Origin of the sequence: Streptomyces dengpaensis, assembly GCF_002946835.1 — a bacterium.
Taxonomy (GTDB): Bacteria; Actinomycetota; Actinomycetes; order Streptomycetales; family Streptomycetaceae; genus Streptomyces; species Streptomyces dengpaensis.
On sequence record NZ_CP026652.1, the window covers coordinates 682,274 to 700,211 of the forward strand.

Genomic DNA, 17,938 nt, shown 5'->3' on the forward strand with positions numbered 1-17,938 from the left:
TCACCAGCCCGCTGCCTCCCCCGCGTCATGAGCGGTTCCGGTCCGGTAGGCGCCCGGCGGTGTGCCGTACCGCTGCCGGAAGACCCGGTTGAAGTGGAAGGGGCTCGGGAAACCGGAGGCCGCGGCCACCCGTTCCACGGGGAGGTCGGTGGCTTCCAGAAGCCGGGCCGCGTGCAGCAGCCGGGCGTCGCGCAGGGCCCGCATCGGGGAGCGGCCGAGCTGCTCGGTGAAGAGGTGGGCGAAACGGGACGGGGAGAGGGACACGGCCTCGGCGAGTGACCGTACGGTGTGCGGTGCGGCGGGGTCGGCGGCGATCAGGGATGCGGCCCCGTGGATGCGTGGGTCGACGCCGGAGCGGCGTGCCTCCGCCCGGGCGGTGGCGAGCAGGACGATCTCCTCCAGGGAACAGAGGGCCAGCTCACGGGCGGCGGCGCCGTGCGCGACCGCGACCTCGCCGTCGGAGGGGTCCGCGGGGCTGGGCGGTGGGCCGTCGCCCGTCCAGCGGGCGTCGGCGAGCATCCGGCGGAAGGCGGCCTCGATGCGTACCGCGGTCCGTTCCCTGCGGACCTGGCTCTCCTCCATGCGGGCCTGGCTCCGCACTCCGCCGCCTGCCTCGCTCCGCGCTCCGCGTGCCTCGCTCCGCACACCGCCCGCCTCGCTCAGCTCGACGCGTGCCTCGCTCCGCACGCCGCCCGCCCCGCCCCGCTCGACGAGCGCCCGGCTCCACGCGGGTGCCACCGCGTACAGCCCGTCGTCGAGGGCGTACGGCCGTAGCCACGCCGGCCAGGAGGCTCGGGCCTGGCAGTGCACCCACCAGAACGCCCAGTGCCCGGCGCCCGGTTCGACCGCGTAGTGGTGCGGCACGCCGGGCCCCTGGACCACCAGATCCCCGGCACCGGCCACCGTCAGCGCCGCCCCTTGCGCGAGCCGTCCCCGTCCGCCCGTGGTCCAGGTGAACAGCCAACTGTCCGCACCGCGCGGCCGGTTGACGCGGTACCCCGGTCGCTGGTCGAAGCGTCCGATGGTCACGAGGCCGGGCGGCGGGCACGGGTCAGCAGGCTCGGACAACTCCTCAGCACGCACAGGCATCCTCCCGAAAGGGGCACCGACCTAGCGTGAGGCACCGGGGACACCGGTGAGAAGGGACAGGGCGGATGACAGTCAGAGACATCAGCCGGCTCGGGGAGTTCGAGGCGAACGGCTTCACGGTGGTGCGGGGACTGTTCGATGCCTCCGAAATCGACGAGCTGTGCGCGGAGTTCACGGCGCTCCACGCCGCCGGACCGGTCCCGGGACACTTCGAACCCCGCCCCACGGAGACCAGCGGCCTGGACGATCCGCTGCACGCCTACCCCCGCGTCCTGCATCCGCACCGCATCAGCGCTCTGTCACGGCGCTGCCTCCTCGATCCCCGGTTGCGGGACATCCTGGAGACCCTGCTGGGCGAGGAGGTCCTGGCCGCGCAGAGCATGTTCTACTTCAAGCCGCCCGGCGCCCGTGGCCAGGCGCTGCACCAGGACAACTTCTATCTGCGGGTCGAGCCGGGCACCTGCGTGGCCGCCTGGATCGCCTGCGACACGATCGACCGCGAGAACGGCGGCCTGGAGGTCGTCCCGGGCACGCACCGCATGGACCTGTTCTGTCCGGAGGAGGCGGACGCGGCGCTGTCCTTCGCGCGCGAGTACGTTCCGCCGCCGCCCGGCCTCGCCGCCGTCCCCGTCGACATGGAGCCGGGGGACGTCCTGTTCTTCAACGGCAGCCTCGTACACGGCTCAGGCCCCAACCGCAGCCCCGACCGCTTCCGCCGCTCCTTCATCGGCCACTACGTGGGCCGCTCCACACAACGCATCGCACGCTTCTACCGGACGCTCACGATGAGCGGGGCCCCCGTCGCCCTGCCCGAGAGCGAGGGCGGCGGGCCGTGCGGCACGGGGTTCGCGGCGGCGGGTCCCCACTGAGGGCCGGTCACGCGGCGGATCCGGGGATCGTCCGGGAGGTGAAGTCGAGGATCGCGTCGGCGACCGCCCTGGGGTTCTCCAGGAGCATCGCGTGGCTGCCGTCGATCTCGGCGACCGTCACATCGGCGCGCTGCTCGGCCAGTTGGGCGAGATCCCGGGCAAGGCCCTGCGCGTACGCCCCCATCAGTTCGCCGAGCCATTCCATACCGGGAATCGGCGGTCCGGGTCGCAGCGCACGCCCGAGCAGCAGCGGTACGGCCACCCGACGGAAGAGGGCGAACGGGTCGAGTGACTCGACGGCGTTCAGCATCTCCCGTGCGTGTTGGCGTTCCGGCCGCGGCTCCAGTCGGCCGTCCGGCCTTTCGCGGAGGGAGCGCAGGACGCCCGCCTCCAACAGCTCGTAGGGGATGCCCAGTTGCTGCGACATCGCGCGCTCCCGGGCGAGCCGCCCCTTCAGCCCGTCGGCGGGGAGCGGCTCGCCGGACGCCGTCTCCGCCGCCTTCCGCACCTGGGCGAGCCGTTCGCCGACGTACGCGGGGTCGAGGCCCACGTACTGGTCGAGGCGGCCCCACGCGTATCCGTCGAGGTTCACCGCGCCGGGCGTGATGTGCGGGTGCTCCAGGGCGTACTGGACGGCGATCAACCCGCCGAGGGAGTGCCCGACGGGCAGCGCGCCGGGGATGCCGTACTCCTCGAGGACCGCCTCGATGTCCCCGAGCACATGGGGGAAGTCCCAGGTGCCGGACGGTGAGAGACCGTGTCCGCGGAGGTCGACGGCGAGGACCCGGTGCCGGGGGACGAGGAGCGGGGCGACGGCCGCCCAGTCGGCAAGGGTGCGTCCCGCGCCGTGCACGAGGAGCAGGGGTGGGCCGTCGCCCCCGTGGTCGTGAACAGCCAGTGCGATGCGGTCTCCGGTCATGTCCTGACGATACGGGTCATGTCCTGACCGGAGAGGTTCGGGTGCAGCGGGCCGCCGCCTGGCGTGGTGCCTCTGCCGCCGCGGGCTTGACGAGGGTGTGTCCGCACGCTTTGATCACGGCGTGCTGTGGTGCGACCCGGCACGCAGAGGTGCGCCCAGCCGGTAGCGGACTCGGTCCAAGTCCGGCCACAGTCGCCAGGATCGCGGGAAGCGTCCGAGGCGGGGTCGTACTCGCGATTGATGGAGTGGACATGTCCGTCACGCGTGTTTCCCGCGTCGGGGGTCCGGGGACGGCGGCTGTGCTGGCGACTCTGCTGGCGCTGACCGGCTGTGGTGCGGAGAAGGACACGGGCGCCGGGTCGCACGGATCGCCGGCGTCCGCCAAGGCCCCGGCGACCTCCTCGAAGCCCACGCCGAAGACCGCGTCGCCCCCGACGGCGGTCGAACTCCCTCCGCTGCACGCGGACTTCGACTACCAGATCGGCGGCGCCTATCCCCCGCCCTCCGGCGTCCGTATCGTCGCCCGCGACCGTACGGCGTCCCCCGCGCCCGGCCTCTACAACATCTGTTACGTCAACGCCTTCCAGGCGCAGCCAGGCGCCGAGGAGTCGTGGCCCGCCGACCTGCTGCTGCGCGACGCGCACGGCAAGCTGGTCGTCGACGAGGACTGGGACGAGGCGCTGCTCGACATCGGCACGGCGGCCAAACGGCAGCGCGTGGCCGCGCGGATCAACCAGTGGATCGACGGCTGCGCCGACAAGGGCTTCGACGCGGTCGAGCCCGACAACTACGACAGCTACACCCGCTCCCGGAACCTGGTGACCGCCGACGACGCCACCGCGTTCATCAGCCTGCTGTCGGCGCACGCGCACGCCCGGAATCTGGCCATCGGCCAGAAGAACACCGTGGAACTGGCGGCTCTCAGGTCCCGGACCGGGCTCGACTTCGCGGTGGCGGAGGAGTGCGGCGCGTACGACGAGTGCGGGGTGTACGCGAAGGCCTTCGACGACCGGGTGGTCGTCGTCGAGTACACCGACAGCGGTCTGCGCAAGGCCCGTTCGGGCTTCGGCGACCGGCTGAGCATCGTACGCCGGGATGTCGATGTGTCGACGCCCGGCAGCGAGGACTATGTCCGCCGGACCCGCTGACGAAAGACGTGACGGCGTCCGCGTTCATGCGGGCGCTCCATCGGCCGGAAATCCGGGCGGAGGCGGGCCAGGGACGGCACGCTTGAGCCACTGATGAGCAGGCTCGTACGGAACGGACGTAACCAAGGGCATGCCGACATTCATGGCCAGCAGGCGCGGGGACCGTGTGCCCGTGAGCAGCACGGAGCCGCCGAGGCGATGCGAGGGGCTGGGGCGGCACCGGCGGTGGCTGTTCGTGGTGGCCGTGGTCGCGCTGCTCGTGGAGATGGCGGTCGCGATGGTCACGACGGCCGTGGAGCAGACCCCCACGATCGACGAACCCGTGTACGCGGGCACGGCGGTGGTCTACGTCCAGCAGCACAGCCTGCGCTACAACCCCGAGCATCCACCGCTCGGCAAACTGATCATCGCGAGCGGGCTGGTGTTCGCCCGCCCGCACTTGGACGCGGACTTCCAGGGTGACCAGACGGAGCTGGGGCGGCGTCTGCTGTACGAGTCGGGCAACGATCCCTGGCGGGTGATGCTGTGGGCGCGGCTGCCGGTGATCGTGCTGACGCTGCTCTTCGGCCTGGTCGTCCTCGCGTTCGCCCGTGAACTGACCGGCCGTGCGGGCGGGTTGGTGGCGCTCGCGCTGTACGCGTTCTCCCCCGACGTCATCGCGCACGGCTCGCTGGCCACGCTCGACGCACCGGCGTCCGGTTTCCTCCTGACGTCGGTGTGGCTGGTGTGGCGGGCGAGGGGGCGTCCGCTGCTCCACCTGCTCCTGGCCGGTGCGGCGCTCGGCGCGGCGGTGGCCACGAAGATGAGTACGCTGCCCGCCGTTCCGGTGCTGCTGCTCCTGGCGGTGGCGTCCGTGTGGCACGGGCGCGGTCTCGGCACCGCCGGGAAGGCGCGGCTCGGCGCTGCGGCCGCGGCCGGGATGGCGCTGGCGGGCATCGCCGTGGTGTGGGCCGCCTACCTCGCCGTCGACCCGCAGCTGCGCTGGACAGCGCCGGCGAACCTGCCCGCCGTGCACGGACTGCGCGGGCTGCTCATCGACTGGCTGCCGTTCCCGCAGCCCTACCGGGACGGAATGCGGGTCCAGTACGGCTTCGAGAACACGCTCTGGGAAGGCTTCCTCTTCGGGCGCCTCTATCACGGCTCGCTCTGGTACTACCTGCCGGCCGCGCTGCTGGTGAAGACGCCGCTGGGCATGCTGGCGCTGTGGCTCGCCGGTGCCGTCGCGATGGTCGCCGTACGCCGGTTGCGGCCCGCCGTGCCGTACGTCCTGATCCTGCCGGCCGTGCTGCTGGGTGCGGCCATGCAGGGCTCCCGGGATCTCGGTGTGCGCTACGCGCTTTTCGTGCCGGTGTTCCTCGCGGTCGCGGCGGCCGGTGTCGTCGCCTTCCGGTGGCGGTGGGGCCCTGTCGCCGCGGCGGGGCTGGTCCTGTTCGCCGCCGTGAGCTCGCTGCGGGCGTACCCCTACTATCTGCCGTACTCCAACGAGGTGTTCGGCGGGCCCGCGAAGACCCATCTGCGTCTGCACGACTCGAACGTCGACTGGGGGCAGGATCTGGGGCGCCTCGCCGAGCGCCTGGAGCGGGGGTATCCGGACGAGCGGGTGTGGCTCGTCTACAAGGGTGCCGGGGTTCCCTCGTACTACGGGATCGAGGCGGCCGATCCGCGCGTGGTGCCTCCCGGCAAGGTGCGGGGGCTGCTTGTGGTGTCCGACTCCGCCGTCGCCAAAGCCGGCGGGCGGCTGGCGGAACTGCTCGCCACCAGCACGCCGGTCGACGAGGTCGGCCACTCGATCACGATCTACCGCCGGTCCTGAGCCGGGCGTTGGGGTGCGCGGGTGGGTTTTTCGCCCCCTCCGCCTCTACCCGTCCCGTACCTGGGGCTCCGCCCCAGACCCCGCTCCTCAAACGCCGGAGGGGCTGATTTTTGGCCCTGACTTCTCCGCGCAGGACCCGGCGAGCGTGACCTTCGGGCCTGTTGCTGGCAGGTCGCGGTCACCATGCCTGATTTCAGGTCTCGGTCACCATGGCTGATTTCAGGTCTCGGTCACCGTGATGGCGCTGACCGGGCAGGCCCGCGCCGCCTCCCGCACCATGGGGTCGCCGCCGCCGTCCTCGCGGCCCGGCAGCAGCTCGCTGAATCCGTCATCGTCCTGGGTGAAGACGTTCGGGGCGGTGAGGGCGCACTGGCCCGCACCGATGCAGACGTCCTTGTCGATGGAGATCTTGATAGTCATGCCCGCAGCCTCTTACCAAGTCAGGGGGAGTTCCAGCATCCCCTGGATCGTGTCGCCCGGTTTGAAGGGGATGTCGTCCACCGGTGCGGCGAGCCGCAGCCCGGGGAACCGGTCGAAGAGCGACAGCAGTGCGATCTCCATCTCGGCGCGGGCGAGGTTCTGGCCGAGGCACTGGTGGATGCCGAAGCCGAAGGCGACGTGATGCCGGGCCGAGCGGTGCCAGTCCAGGGCGTCCGGTTCGGGGAAGGCGTGCCCGTCGCGGTTGATGACGGAGGTGGAAAAGATCACTCCCTCGTCGGCGCGGATCGTCTTCCCGGCGACCTCGATGTCCTCGGTGGCGACCCGCAGCAGCCCGTCCGCGATGGAGAGGAAACGCAGCATCTCCTCGACGGCGGCGGGCATCAGCGTCGGCTCGGCCCGCAGTTCGGCCAGCTGTTCCGGGTGCCTGAGCAGGGTGAACGTACCGAGCGAGATCATGTTCGCCGTCGTCTCGTGCCCGGCCACGAGCAGGATCGTCGCGAGCGAGATCAGCTCCGCGCGGTCCACCGTGCCCGCGCGCAGCTGATCCTGGATGAGCTCGTCGAGCAGCCCGTCGCCCGACTCCCGCTGTTTGCGGTCGATCAACGATACGAAGTACGCGTCCAGTTGGTCGCGCGCGTTCTTGATGTCGGCCGCGGCCGGACCGCGCAGCAGCCTGCGGGACTGTTCCTCGAAGAAGTCGTGGTCGGCGTACGGGACGCCGAGCAGGGCGCAGATCACCATGGAGGGCACGGGCAGCGCGAAGGCGTCCACCAGGTCGGCCGGCGGGCCCTGCGCCGCCATCCGTTCGAGGAGCTGGTCGACGGTCTCCTGAATGCGCGGGCGCAGCGTGGCGACCCGTTTGAGGGTGAAGCTCGGGACCAGCATGCGGCGCTGGATGTGGTGCTCGGGGTCGTCGAGGCCGAGCAGCGCGACGCGGCGGTCACGGACCTTGGCGAACCGCTCCGTGGGCGCCGGGAAGGAGGGCAGGGTCCGGTCCGACGACAGTCGCGGGTCGGTGAGCAGTTCACGGGCGGTGGTGTGGCCGGTGACCACCCACACGCCGCGCCCGTCGAACAGGGAGATCCGCGAGAGCGGGCGTGCCTCGCGCAAAGGGTCGTAGGCGGTCGGCGGGTGGTAAGGACACGTACGGTCCTGGGGGAAGGCGATCGGTTCCGCGGTGGGGGGTCCCGCCGTGGGGGGCTGTGTCGTGAGGGGCTCTGTCATGGATGACCTCGCAAGCGCTGGTTCCCTCTTGCCGATCTTCATTAGATGCCCCAGGCACCTATACGGCCACACAAAGTTCGGCCAGATGCGCCGGACGCGCGATCTGGCCGAAGCGTGGGGGGGACCGCCGCCGAGTTCCTCGGGTTTCCCACGTGTGTCGTCGCCCTGGCGGCGCACACATGGCCTGATCCACTCCAGCCTAACTCCGGGGTAATTCGCTTGCGTGGCCCATCCGGTGGCCCCAGGATCTACGCATGTCCATGATCGAAGCCTTCCTGCCGCCGACCCCCGCCGCCGCTCGTCCGGTGCGGGTCCAGCAGCAGCCCGGCCGACCGCGGAGGCCTGCGCTTCCGCGGTCGTGACCGCCGCGCTCGTCGCGGGGCTTCTCGCGGGGTATGGCATCGCCATCCCCGTCGGAGCGGTCGCGACCTACCTCGTCTCCCTCACCGCTCGTACCTCCCTGCGGACCGGCGTCTGCGCCGCCCTGGGCGTCGCGACCGCCGACGGACTCTATGCCCTGGTCGCCGCGCTCGGCGGTTCCGCGCTCGCGGGCACGCTGCAGCCGGTACTGCTCCCGCTGCGCTGGGCCTCGGGACTGGTCCTTGCGGCGCTCGCCATACGGGGGGCGGTCAGCGCCTTCCGCCAGTACCGCGGCCAACGGCTCGCCGCCCGGTCCGGAGAGGATCCGCCGCACCCGGCGCGCGCGTATCTGGCGCTGCTGGGGATCACCCTGCTCAACCCCACCACGGTGATCTACTTCACCGCGCTGGTGCTGGGAAGCCGTACGGCCGACGCGGTTCGCCCTCTGGAGCAGGGGGTGTTCGTCCTCGCCGCGTTCGCCGCGTCCGCGAGCTGGCAGCTCCTGCTCGCCGGGGGCGGCGCACTGCTCGGCCGGGCCCTGACGGGGCACCGGGGGCGGCTGGTGACGGCGCTCGCGTCGAGCGTCGTGATCACGGTGCTGGCCGTGCGGATGCTCGTGGCGCCGCCGTGACCGAGAAGAGCGGCGGGCGAAGGCGCGCGGCAAGAGACGCGAACGAGACGCGCGGAAAAGAGCGCGGACCGTCCTGTCACATGTCCCCGCCGGGCTCCGTCAGTGCAGTGACTGAGCAGTGCAGTGGCAGAGCAGAAGACGCCGCGAACTCTTGAGGAGCATGTCATGCAGGCACGGATGAAGAACCCGGCGATGATCCTTCCTGGCGCCATGGAGGCCATCCAGGGGCTGATCAAGGCCACCGGCAAGGGCGGTGTCCCGCAGGAGACCCTGGAGCTCATACACCTGCGGGCCAGCCAGATCAACGGGTGCAGCGCCTGTGTCGACGGGGGTGGCCGGGGCGCGAAGAAGGCAGGCATGACGGACGAGCGCCTGTGGTCCGTCGCGGCCTGGCGCGAGGCGCCGTACTACACGGACGCCGAGCGGGCCGCCCTGGCGCTGGCCGAGGAGATGACCCGGCTGGGTGACCGTTCCGGCGACGCGGTCTGCGACGAACTGTGGGACGAGGTCGCCGACCACTACGACGAGCAGCAGCTCGCCGCGCTCATCCTCTGGATCGCCACGACGAACTTCTTCAACCGGCTCAACGCGACGATCAAGGAGCCTGCGGGGGCCACCTGGGGGTGAGCTCCGGGGGCATGGCGCGGATGATTTGCGCCGGTGCCGCTGTTGCAGTCTGCTGAGAAGGAATCGGTACGACGCGACGATGGGACGGAAGTCATGCCTCTTGAGGGCGAGTACGAACCCAGCCCGACGCAGTGGGTGCGTGAGCAGGTGGAGCTGTACGAGAGCTCCGGGGGCACCAAGGGGACGACGCTGATGGACACCGGCCTGCCCGTCATCATTCTCACCACTCGCGGCGCCAAGAGCGGCAAGATCCGCAAGAGCCCGCTGATGCGCGTCGAGCACGACGGACGCTACGCGGTCGTCGCCTCGCTGGGCGGTGCCCCCAAGCACCCGGTCTGGTACTACAACGTCACGTCCGATCCCCACGTGGAGCTCCAGGACGGCCCCGTCCTCCAGGACATGACGGCCCGTGAGGTCACGGGTGAGGAGAAGGCGCTGTGGTGGGAGCGCGCGGTCGCCGCGTATCCCCCGTACGCCGACTACCAGAAGAAGACCGAGCGCGAGATCCCCGTCTTCGTGCTGGAGCCGACCGACTGACGCTCGCGCGAATTTCCTTGGAATCGGCGCGCATGATCCGCCCCCCACGGGGCATCCGAGCGTCAGGCCCCGCCGCGTTCCCCCGTCGCGGCGGGGCTTCCCTCTGTGACACGGCCGACGTCGACCGCCGAGCCAGAGGAGACCAGGTGTCCACGAAGCCCAAGAAGCTCAAACTCCCCCTCGCCTACAAGCTCCTCGGCTTCGTGCTGAGTTGGGCCGGCGGCGCCGTCGCCGGCCGTCCTCGGACAAGGGCGGCCGGGACTGAAGATCAGTCGGCCACTCGTCGGCCTCGCGCCAGGCCTGCACACGCCGCGGGATGATGCGGAAGTAGAGGCAGGCGGGGTGAGTTGACGTGCGTACGCGAACCATCTCGACGACACCGGGAGCGTACGGACGGGGGCGCTGGCGGATCTCGTCGTCCTGGACCGCGACCCGTACGCGGGGCGTCCGGAAGCGATCGGTGAGACGAAAGTGGCGCTCACGTATGTCGGCGGTGAGTGCGTGTACGAGGCACCGGAAGTCTGACTCGGACCTGTGCCGGGGGCTCTGCATCCGACACCACCTGCGGCGGGGCGAGTTGAGCGGCTCGCCCCGCATTTCACACCCGCATCACGCGTAATCGATCTCACACCATAGATCGTTTAGGCTCAGGGCAGTCTCGAAGTGCACTTGAGTCGTCAACTAGCGGCTCAAAATGAGCAGTTCGAGTCGGCGGGCGTCCATTCCAATCGCCCGCTCGCAGGGGCGGGGGCCTGCGTTATGTCTCAAGAGAGGATGCGAATGCCGCAGGACGTCAGGTTCGACCTCCCCTTCACCACCCCGGTCAGCGAGCACCTGGAGTACGCCCGAGAGCGCCATCTGCGCTGGGTGTGGGACATGGGACTGGTGCGCAGCCAGGCCGGGTTCGAGGAGTACCAGTCCTGGGACCTTCCCGAGGCGGCGGCACGAACCTACCCCCACGCCTCGGCCGACGACATGGTCGTCCTGATGAACTGGTTCTCCCTGGCCTTCCTGTTCGACGACCAGTTCGACACGGGACAACCCGACCGCGCCGACCGCATAGCGGAGGTCGCACGAGAACTGATCGTCACGCCGCTGCGTCCCGCCGGGACCGCTCCCCGGGTGGTGTGCCCGATCACCGTGGCCTGGGCCGAGGTCTGGGCCCATCTCTCGGATGGCATGTCCCTGACCTGGCGGACCCGGTTCGCCGCGTCCTGGGGACGCTTCCTCGTGGCGCACACCGAGGAGGTCGACCTCGCGGCGCAGGGCCTGGAGGGCACGCTCGGCCTCAAGGAGTACGCCGAGTTCCGGCGCCGTACGGTGGGCATCCACCACAGCATCGACGCCGGTGAGCGCAGCCGGCGCTTCGAGGTGCCGCCTCAGGTGCAGGCGCATCCGCTGATGATCCGGATGCGGGACCTGGCCTCGGACACCATCGGGTTCATGAACGACATCCACTCCTTCGAGCGCGAGAAGCGCCGGGGAGACGGACACAACCTGATCGCCGTGCTGCACCGCGAGACCGGCTGCACGTGGGAGGAGGCCGCCGCCGAGGCGTACAGGATGACCACGGAATGCCTCGACGAGTACCTCGAACTGGAGGCGCGCGTCCCGCAGATGTGCGAGGAGCTCGGCCTGAGCGCCGAGCAGCGTGTCCAGGTGCGGATGGGCGTGGAGGCCATCCAGCACTGGATCAACGGCAATTACGAATGGGCCCTGACCACGGGCCGCTACGCCGCCGCGAAGGAAGGCCCGGCCGCCACCGCGGAGTTGGCGGGCAAGGGGTCCTTGGACGATCTGCTCGCGGTGTGACGGACGGTTTCTGCCCGGCCGGAGTGCTCCGGCCGGGCAGAAACGTCACAGAAACGATCAGGCTCCGGCGACCTGCGCTGCGAACTCGACGGGCAGGGAGTCGAGCCGTGCCTCCCAGGTGGAGGCGGTCGAGGTGAGTTCGTCGGGCGTGACGGCCAGGCGCAGGCCCGGCAGCCGGTGCAGCAGCACGTCGACGGCCGTCTCGATGATGGCCTGGCCGATGTTCTGGCCCGGGCACTCGTGGGCGCCGCCGCTGAACGCCAAATGCGACTGGTTGCCCTGGACGGAGACACCCGCGTCGGGCCGGATGTCCGGGTCGAGGTTGCCCGCAGTGAGACCGAGCACCAGGAGGTCGCCCTCCTTGATGTGGTGGCCGCCGAGTTCGAGATCGGTGGCGGCGAAGCGCCCCGGCAGGACCGCCAGGGGCGGGGTGTTCCACATGACCTCCTCGACGACGGCGGAGACGTTCAGCTGTCCGCTCACCAGACCCGCCAGGCGGGAGGTGTCGGTGAGGATCAGCTGCAGCACCCGGGCCAGCAGATTGCTGGTGGTGATGTGCGCGGTGATCAGCACCAGGCGCAGATGGCTGAGGATCTCGTCCTCGTCGAGGCCGGCGTGGTGCCCGATCAGCCCGGTGGTGAAGTCGGCGCCGGGCTCGGCACGCTTGCGGTCGGCGAGTTCCCCGAGGATCCGCATGATGCGGTCGTTGTGGGCGACGGCGTCCTCACCGCCCTTGATGACCTGGGCGCAGGAGACTGCCAGGTTGTGGCCCTCGCCCGCCGGGAGCCCGAAGAGCCTGGTCAGCACGAGCATCGGCAGGTACTCGGCGTAGTCGGACACCAGGTCGGCTTTGCCTCCGTTCGCGAACGCGTCGATCTGCTTGTTCGCGAAGTGCGTGACATGGCGCCGGATCCCGCGGCCCGCCACCGTCAGCAGGTTGTCGGTGACCGCCCCGCGCAGCCTGCGGTGCGGCTCGCCGTCCTGGGACACACAGTCGGGGCGCCAGCCGAGCATCGGGATCAGCGGTGAGGAGTCTTCGACGCGGCCCTCCTTCCAGTCCCGCCAGATCCGCGCGTCACGGCTGAACTGGCGGGGGTTGTCGAGCACGCGCCGGTTCTCCCGGTAGCCGAGGACCAGCCAGGCGGGAATGTCGCCCTCGAGGAGGATCGGCGCCACCGCCCCGTACTCCTTGCGCAGCCGCGCGTAGATGCCGTGGGGATCGAGCGCCGCCTCCGCCCCGTACAGCCGGGTGAGATCGCCCGCGCCGCCGTGCGCGACGGGGCAACCGCGGGGGACGTCGGGTCCGTCTAAGGGCTGGTCGTTCATCGGGGCTCCATAGCGACGGCAGAGCGTTCCTTGAGGTGACGTATCAGCGCGATCAGCACGTCACGGCTGGAGGACCGGTCGCGGGCGTCACAGGCCACGATCGGAGTGTGCGGGGAGATGTCCAGGGCGTCGCGGATCTCTTCGATCGGGTGGTCCTGGGAGTCGGGGAAGACGTTCAGGGCGATGACGAAGGGGACGTTCTGCCGCTCCATCTCCTCGATGGCCCGGAAGCTGGAGGCCAGCCGCCGGGTGTCCACCAGGACGACCGCGCCGAGGGCACCCTTGAACAGGCCGTTCCACAGGAACCAGAACCGCTCCTGGCCGGGCGTGCCGAACAGGTACAGCACCAGTTCGTCGTTGATGCCGATCTTGCCGAAGTCCAGGCTGACGGTGGTCTCCGTCTTGTCCACCACGCCGATCAGGTTGTCGACGCCGGCACTGGCCTGGGTCAGTGTCTCCTCCGTGGTCAGCGGCTTGATGTCGCTGACCGAGCGCACCATGGTGGTCTTGCCGGTGCCGAAGCCGCCGGCGATCATCACCTTCACCGAGCGGGTGCCGCCGCCCGCACCCCGGTCGGGGTGGTCAAAGCCTTTGAAGTCCACTGAGTACCTCCTCAAGGAGCGCGAGGTCGGCCCCGCTGCCGGCGTCCGACGCCGGGATGGGATGACGGGCTTCGACGCGGCCTGCGTCCAGCAGATCGGCCAGGAGCACCGCGAGAATGTTGAAGGGCAATCCGAGGTGGGCGCCCAGTTCGGCCACCGAGAACGGATCGCGGCAGCGCCGGATGATCTCCTCGTGCTCGTGCTGCATGCCGGGTACGGCCGCTGCGCGGGAGACGATGAGGGTCGCCACGTCAAGGCCCGACGCCGAACCGCCCGGTCCGCTGCGGCCACCGGTGAGGACGTAGTAGCGCTCGAGACCGGACGGGTCCGTGGGCCGGCGGGGAGCACTCATCCAGAGTGCTCCTCCAGCCGCGGAGTGGTGCCGAGGAGCTCACCCATCCTGCGGGCCAGATCCCTCATCTGGTGACCGAGAAGACCCTGGTCGAGGCCTTCCTTTGCCAGCACTCCGAGGTACGTCTCCACGCCGGCCCGCACCACGAACAGGTGGCCACCGTCGACCTCGATCATCGCGAGCCGCAGTTGCCCCGCGTACTGGGGGAACTGCTCGGCCACCGGCTGGGCCAGCGCCTGCAGGCCCGCGACCACGGCCGCGAAGCGGTCCACGTCGTCGGGGTCGTCGGCGCCGTAAGAGGTGATGGCCTTGCCGTCGCTCGATGCCACGAGGGCGAAGCGGATCTCCTGGATGCTCTCCGTCAGGTCGCGGAGCGCCCAGCTCACGTCGGTTCCCTGTTGCGTCATGTGGACTAGTCGCTCTCTTCAGTGCGGTGCTCGTTGGACTCGCGTCCGGCGCTCTTCTCGCTGTCGGCGGCCGGACCGTTGTCCGTGGTCGTCTCGCTCGACGGGCCGCTCTCGCGTCCCGCCGTGGCGAAGGCGGCGAGGCCGGCGAAGGACGCGTCCGGCGGTACGGCGGCCATGGCCTCCACGGTCTCGTCGGCGGCCTTCGGCCGCGGCACCGACGGTTCGTTCTTCCTGCTGCGGCGCCGGGGCAGGCCACCGGGCGTGGTGTCCGCGGCCTCGGCGGCCGGTGCGGGGGCGGCCGGGGCCGGTGCGGCGCTCGGCGCGGCCACCGCGGCCTGGACCGGGGCCGGTTCGGCGACGGCGGCGGGCAGCGGGCTGAAGTACTTGTGAGGTACGACCACGACGACCGACGTACCGAGCCAGGGCGAGTCCGCGAAGGTGACCCGGATGCCGTAGCGGCGCGCCAGGGCGCCCACCACGCGCAGGCCCAGGTTGGCGTCCTCGGAGATGCCTCCGAGGCCGGGGCCCGCCGAGGTGCCCGCGAGGGACTGCTCCGCCTCGCGCTTCTTCTCCTCGTTCAGGCCCTTGCCCGCGTCCTGGATCTCGATGCCGACGCCGTTCGGGACCTCCTTGCCGGAGACGACCACGGGCTCGGTGGGCGGCGAGTAGCGCGCCGCGTTGTCGAGGAGGTGGGCGAAGATCAGCGTGAGGTGGTCCACCAGACCGCCGTCGACGCCGAGTTCGGGCAGGTGGCGGACCTGGACGCGGTCGAAGTCCTTGATGCGGCCGATGCCGCCGCGGACCACGCTGAGCAGTCGCTGCGGTTCCTGCCACTGGCGTCCGGGCCGGTCCGAGCCGCCGAGCACGCCGATGCTGGCGGCGAGACAGTCGGCGGGGCCGATCTCCTGGTCCAGTTCCATGAGGCCCTGGGCGACCGCGGGCAGCCGCCCGTGTTCGCCCTGCATCTCGTGCAGGCGCCCGCGCAGCTTGCTGGTCAGTACGTGGATACGGCTGCCGATGCTGATCACGGCCTGCTCGGCCGAGGTGGAGCGGTCGAGCTCCTCCTCCATACCGATCAGCGCGGTCCTGAGGACCTTGCGCAGCTCGGCCCGCAGCTCGGGGCCCGCGTCCAGTTCCTCGGCGATCTCCGGCAGGATGTCGTCGATGGCGTCACCGGCCCGCAGCCGCTTGAGCGCGTCGGGCAGATGCGTGTCGGCGAGTCGGGCGACGGCGGCCTGCTGGGAGGCGAGTTGCTCCTGCCAGACCCCGGCTTCGTCGGCGATCCGCGTCTCATAGCCCTGGGCCTCCGAGACAAGCCGGGCCTCGTGGGCCTTGGTCTCCTCGGCGAGCCGCGTCTCGAAGGCCTGGGCCTGCTCGGCGAGGCGCGCCTCGAAGGCGTCGGCCTGTTCGGCCAGTTGGGCTTCCAGACCGGAGCGCTCGGCCGTGAACTTCCGCTCCAGGCCCGACACGTGCTGCTGCCACTGCTGCGACTGCTCGGCCTGGGAGGCACGGAAGTCGCCGGTGGTGCGGCGCAGTTGGGACTGGGTACGGACGAGGAGCCGTACGCAGACGGCGCTGGCCGCGGTGGCCGCGGCACCGGCGAACGTCGCGGGTATCTGGACCTGGTCGGGTCCCGCGACGGCGGTGGCGACGGTCCCAGCGCCTAAGGCGAGCGGCATCAGCCACCAGCTGTACCAGGTGACCGGTGCCCGCGCCGCCGGGGGCGGAGTGGCAAGTTCCATCTGGATCCTTCGAAAGCAACACGTGCGAACGGGGGGGTGTGTTGGCGCCGTAGGCGTCGACAACGAAGCGTGAGGCGACCGAATGTGTTCGCGTCAACTCGCAGCGCCACAGGGGAGCTTATCGGGTTTGAGATCGAAAGGATCAACTCCCCTCCGCATACCGGTGAGTATCCGATCGCGCTCCGAAAGGTGTGCTCTTCTCGACAAATCCCTTCACCGATACCGCAATCACGCACATTGTGTAGCCATCGAACCGACGGATGTGATCAATCCGTCGGGGGTATACGGCGATCGCCAGGGGCATGCATGTCATGCTCAATGCCACTCGGAATGATCTTGAGGAGACGTACGGATGAGTCCCCTGCCGGGTTCCCCCACCGTGGCGCCCACCGCGCCCGGCCGCCTGCCCCTGATCGGACACGCTCACCAACTGGCCCGTCGTCCGCTGGACTTCATGGACTCCCTGCGCGGACAGGGCAGCGTCGTAAGGATCCTGCTCGGACCCACCCCCGCCTACGTGGTCACCGACCCCGCCGTCACGCGCAAAGTGCTGGTGACGGAGGTCGACGCCTTCGCCAAGGGCGGAAAGATCATCGACGCGCTGCGGGTGTTCTTCGGCGACGGGCTCGCCACCATCGCCGACGGCGACCTGCACATGAAGCACAGGCGCCTGATGCAGCCCATGTTCAACAAGGCGCACATCGCGACCCGCGGCGACGTCATGATCGACCACGTGCGGACCGCGACCTACGCCTGGACACCGGGAGTCGCGCGCGAGACGTACGAGGACATGAACGACCTCACGCTCTCGACGTTTCTGGTGGCCCTCTTCGGTTCGGGTCTGCCCGCCCATGTCGAGGAGGAGTTCACCGGCCTCATGCCGGCGATCATGCGCGGCACGATCCGGCAGACCATCCTGCCGGGCTGGGTGACCAAGCTGCCGCTCCCGGCGAACCGGGCGCACGAGCGGCGTGTGGCGCGCCTGCGCGCCCTCATCGACCAGGCGATCGACCACCATCGTGCCCAGTTGGCGGCGGCGCCGACCGCCTCCGAGGCACCGGCAGGCTGCCCGGCGCACCAGTCCGCCGAACAGGCCCCCGGCGGCGGACTGTTCTCCACCCTGCTCACCGCCGACGACCCGGAGACCGGCCCGCTCTCCCGCCAGCAGCTCCAGGACGAGGCGATCACCCTCCTGACCGGTGCCATCGAGACGACGGGAACGACCCTCGCCTGGGCGCTGTACGAGATCAGCAGGAACCCGAAGACCGAGCAACGCCTGCACGAGGAGCTCGACGCGGCGTGCGGCGACCGCCCGCTCACCCAGCAGGACCTGGCCGCTCTCCCGTACATGCGCGCCGTGCTGAAGGAGACCATGCGCATGTACGGCCCGGCCTGGCTGGTCACGCGGACCACCACGCGCCCGGTCACGCTGGACGGCCACCCGATACCGAAGGGCGCGGACGTCATCTACAGCCCTTACGTCCATCAGCACGACCCCGAGGTCTACGCCGACCCCGGCACCTTCGCCCCTGACCGCTGGGAGCCGGAGCGAGCGAAGGGCGTCAACCGTTCCTCGTTCCTGGCCTTCGGTGACGGCCGCCGCAAGTGCATCGGCGAGGAGTTCGCCTGGACGGAACTCCTCATCATCCTCGCCACGGTTCTCCAGCGGTGGCGGCTGACGCTCACCTCGGCTCCCCCGCGCCCGCAGGCCATCGTGACGGTCAAGCCGGACAAGCTGTCGATGACACCGCACCCGCGTACGGCATAGGGGCCGGCGGCCTCCCCCGGTGCTCGGCGTCCGTGATGGCGAGCGCCGGAGGCCGACCGGAGCGGTCAGGCCCTGCGCAGCATCCGGTTGGCGCCCGCGGCAGCCGTCGTCGCGAGCAGCCAGCCGAGGCAGACCAGGGCCACGGCCGCCCACTGCTCCGCCCCGTCACCGCCTCGACCCGCAGCTCCGCCCCCGCGACAAGCGTGAGTGCCGGTGATGACTGCGTTGTGATCACCTGACAACCGTGGTGCGTTCACCGTCGACGCCGGCG

Annotated in this window: 17 protein-coding genes and 1 pseudogene; 9 read left to right on the forward strand and 9 right to left on the reverse strand. The window is 70.5% G+C overall.

The window, feature by feature from the left end; genetic code table 11:
- Positions 1–1,089, reverse strand: a complete 1,089-nt coding sequence (locus C4B68_RS03255) for a helix-turn-helix domain-containing protein (RefSeq protein WP_099501345.1) — start codon at positions 1,087–1,089, stop codon at positions 1–3.
- A gap of 65 nt (positions 1,090–1,154) precedes the next feature.
- Between C4B68_RS03255 and C4B68_RS03260 the strand changes: the two genes are divergently transcribed.
- Positions 1,155–1,958, forward strand: coding sequence for a phytanoyl-CoA dioxygenase family protein (locus C4B68_RS03260; RefSeq protein WP_099501347.1), 804 nt, complete (start codon positions 1,155–1,157; stop codon positions 1,956–1,958).
- 7 nt (positions 1,959–1,965) lie between these two features.
- On the opposite strand, the gene C4B68_RS03265 is transcribed toward C4B68_RS03260, so the two are convergent.
- Entirely contained in the window at positions 1,966–2,877 is a 912-nt protein-coding gene (locus C4B68_RS03265) for an alpha/beta fold hydrolase (RefSeq protein ID WP_099501349.1), read from the reverse strand.
- Positions 2,878–3,128: 251 nt separating this feature from the next.
- Here C4B68_RS03265 and C4B68_RS03270 point away from each other — a divergent pair, with 251 nt between their 5' ends.
- Entirely contained in the window at positions 3,129–4,025 is an 897-nt protein-coding gene (locus C4B68_RS03270; RefSeq protein ID WP_099501351.1) for an endo alpha-1,4 polygalactosaminidase, read from the forward strand.
- 142 nt (positions 4,026–4,167) lie between these two features.
- Complete coding sequence (locus C4B68_RS03275; RefSeq protein WP_180289232.1) at positions 4,168–5,838, forward strand: ArnT family glycosyltransferase; 1,671 nt, start codon at positions 4,168–4,170, stop codon at positions 5,836–5,838.
- 219 nt (positions 5,839–6,057) lie between these two features.
- Here the strand turns inward: C4B68_RS03275 and C4B68_RS03285 are convergent, their stop codons facing one another.
- Together C4B68_RS03285 and C4B68_RS03290 are read right to left on the reverse strand one after the other, a co-directional pair.
- Complete coding sequence (locus tag C4B68_RS03285) at positions 6,058–6,252, reverse strand: ferredoxin (RefSeq protein ID WP_099501623.1); 195 nt, start codon at positions 6,250–6,252, stop codon at positions 6,058–6,060.
- Between the two features lie 18 nt (positions 6,253–6,270).
- Positions 6,271–7,503 (reverse strand): cytochrome P450, encoded by a 1,233-nt coding sequence (locus C4B68_RS03290; protein ID WP_240634161.1) that lies wholly within the window; start codon positions 7,501–7,503, stop codon positions 6,271–6,273.
- Between the two features lie 358 nt (positions 7,504–7,861).
- Here C4B68_RS03290 and C4B68_RS03295 point away from each other — a divergent pair, with 358 nt between their 5' ends.
- The 5 genes and pseudogenes from C4B68_RS03295 (at position 7,862) to C4B68_RS03315 (ending at position 11,470) form a co-directional block, all read left to right on the forward strand.
- A complete protein-coding gene (locus C4B68_RS03295; RefSeq protein WP_099501359.1) occupies positions 7,862–8,494 on the forward strand; it encodes a LysE/ArgO family amino acid transporter in 633 nt (210 codons plus the stop codon).
- A 165-nt stretch (positions 8,495–8,659) separates the two neighbouring features.
- Positions 8,660–9,121 carry a carboxymuconolactone decarboxylase family protein gene (locus tag C4B68_RS03300; RefSeq protein ID WP_099501360.1) on the forward strand — a complete coding sequence of 154 codons (462 nt, stop codon included), beginning with the start codon at positions 8,660–8,662 and terminating at the stop codon, positions 9,119–9,121.
- A gap of 93 nt (positions 9,122–9,214) precedes the next feature.
- Positions 9,215–9,658 carry a nitroreductase family deazaflavin-dependent oxidoreductase gene (locus C4B68_RS03305; protein WP_099501362.1) on the forward strand — a complete coding sequence of 148 codons (444 nt, stop codon included), beginning with the start codon at positions 9,215–9,217 and terminating at the stop codon, positions 9,656–9,658.
- Positions 9,659–10,012: 354 nt separating this feature from the next.
- Positions 10,013–10,183 (forward strand): annotated as a pseudogene (locus tag C4B68_RS03310) (amidohydrolase family protein); the annotation flags it as partial.
- Positions 10,184–10,438: 255 nt separating this feature from the next.
- The gene (locus C4B68_RS03315; RefSeq protein WP_099501364.1) at positions 10,439–11,470 is read left to right on the forward strand and encodes a 7-epi-alpha-eudesmol synthase; all 1,032 of its coding nucleotides are present in this window, start codon (positions 10,439–10,441) and stop codon (positions 11,468–11,470) included.
- A 57-nt stretch (positions 11,471–11,527) separates the two neighbouring features.
- Here the strand turns inward: C4B68_RS03315 and C4B68_RS03320 are convergent, their stop codons facing one another.
- Genes C4B68_RS03320 through C4B68_RS03340 form a run of 5 tightly spaced genes read right to left on the reverse strand, consistent with a single transcriptional unit; the run spans position 11,528 to position 15,899 of the window.
- Positions 11,528–12,796, reverse strand: coding sequence for a cytochrome P450 (locus C4B68_RS03320; RefSeq protein ID WP_099501365.1), 1,269 nt, complete (start codon positions 12,794–12,796; stop codon positions 11,528–11,530).
- Positions 12,793–13,398, reverse strand: coding sequence for a GTP-binding protein (locus C4B68_RS03325; protein WP_099501367.1), 606 nt, complete (start codon positions 13,396–13,398; stop codon positions 12,793–12,795). The genes C4B68_RS03320 and C4B68_RS03325 overlap by 4 nt, the downstream gene beginning before the upstream one ends.
- Complete coding sequence (locus C4B68_RS03330; RefSeq protein WP_099501369.1) at positions 13,379–13,750, reverse strand: DUF742 domain-containing protein; 372 nt, start codon at positions 13,748–13,750, stop codon at positions 13,379–13,381. Before C4B68_RS03330 ends, C4B68_RS03325 begins: the two co-directional genes overlap by 20 nt.
- Complete coding sequence (locus C4B68_RS03335; RefSeq protein WP_028798637.1) at positions 13,747–14,157, reverse strand: roadblock/LC7 domain-containing protein; 411 nt, start codon at positions 14,155–14,157, stop codon at positions 13,747–13,749. Before C4B68_RS03335 ends, C4B68_RS03330 begins: the two co-directional genes overlap by 4 nt.
- Positions 14,158–14,162: 5 nt before the next feature.
- The gene (locus C4B68_RS03340) at positions 14,163–15,899 is read right to left on the reverse strand and encodes a sensor histidine kinase (protein ID WP_099501371.1); all 1,737 of its coding nucleotides are present in this window, start codon (positions 15,897–15,899) and stop codon (positions 14,163–14,165) included.
- 352 nt (positions 15,900–16,251) lie between these two features.
- Here C4B68_RS03340 and C4B68_RS03345 point away from each other — a divergent pair, with 352 nt between their 5' ends.
- Positions 16,252–17,667, forward strand: coding sequence for a cytochrome P450 (locus C4B68_RS03345; RefSeq protein WP_099501373.1), 1,416 nt, complete (start codon positions 16,252–16,254; stop codon positions 17,665–17,667).
- The last annotated feature ends 271 nt before the right edge of the window (positions 17,668–17,938 follow it).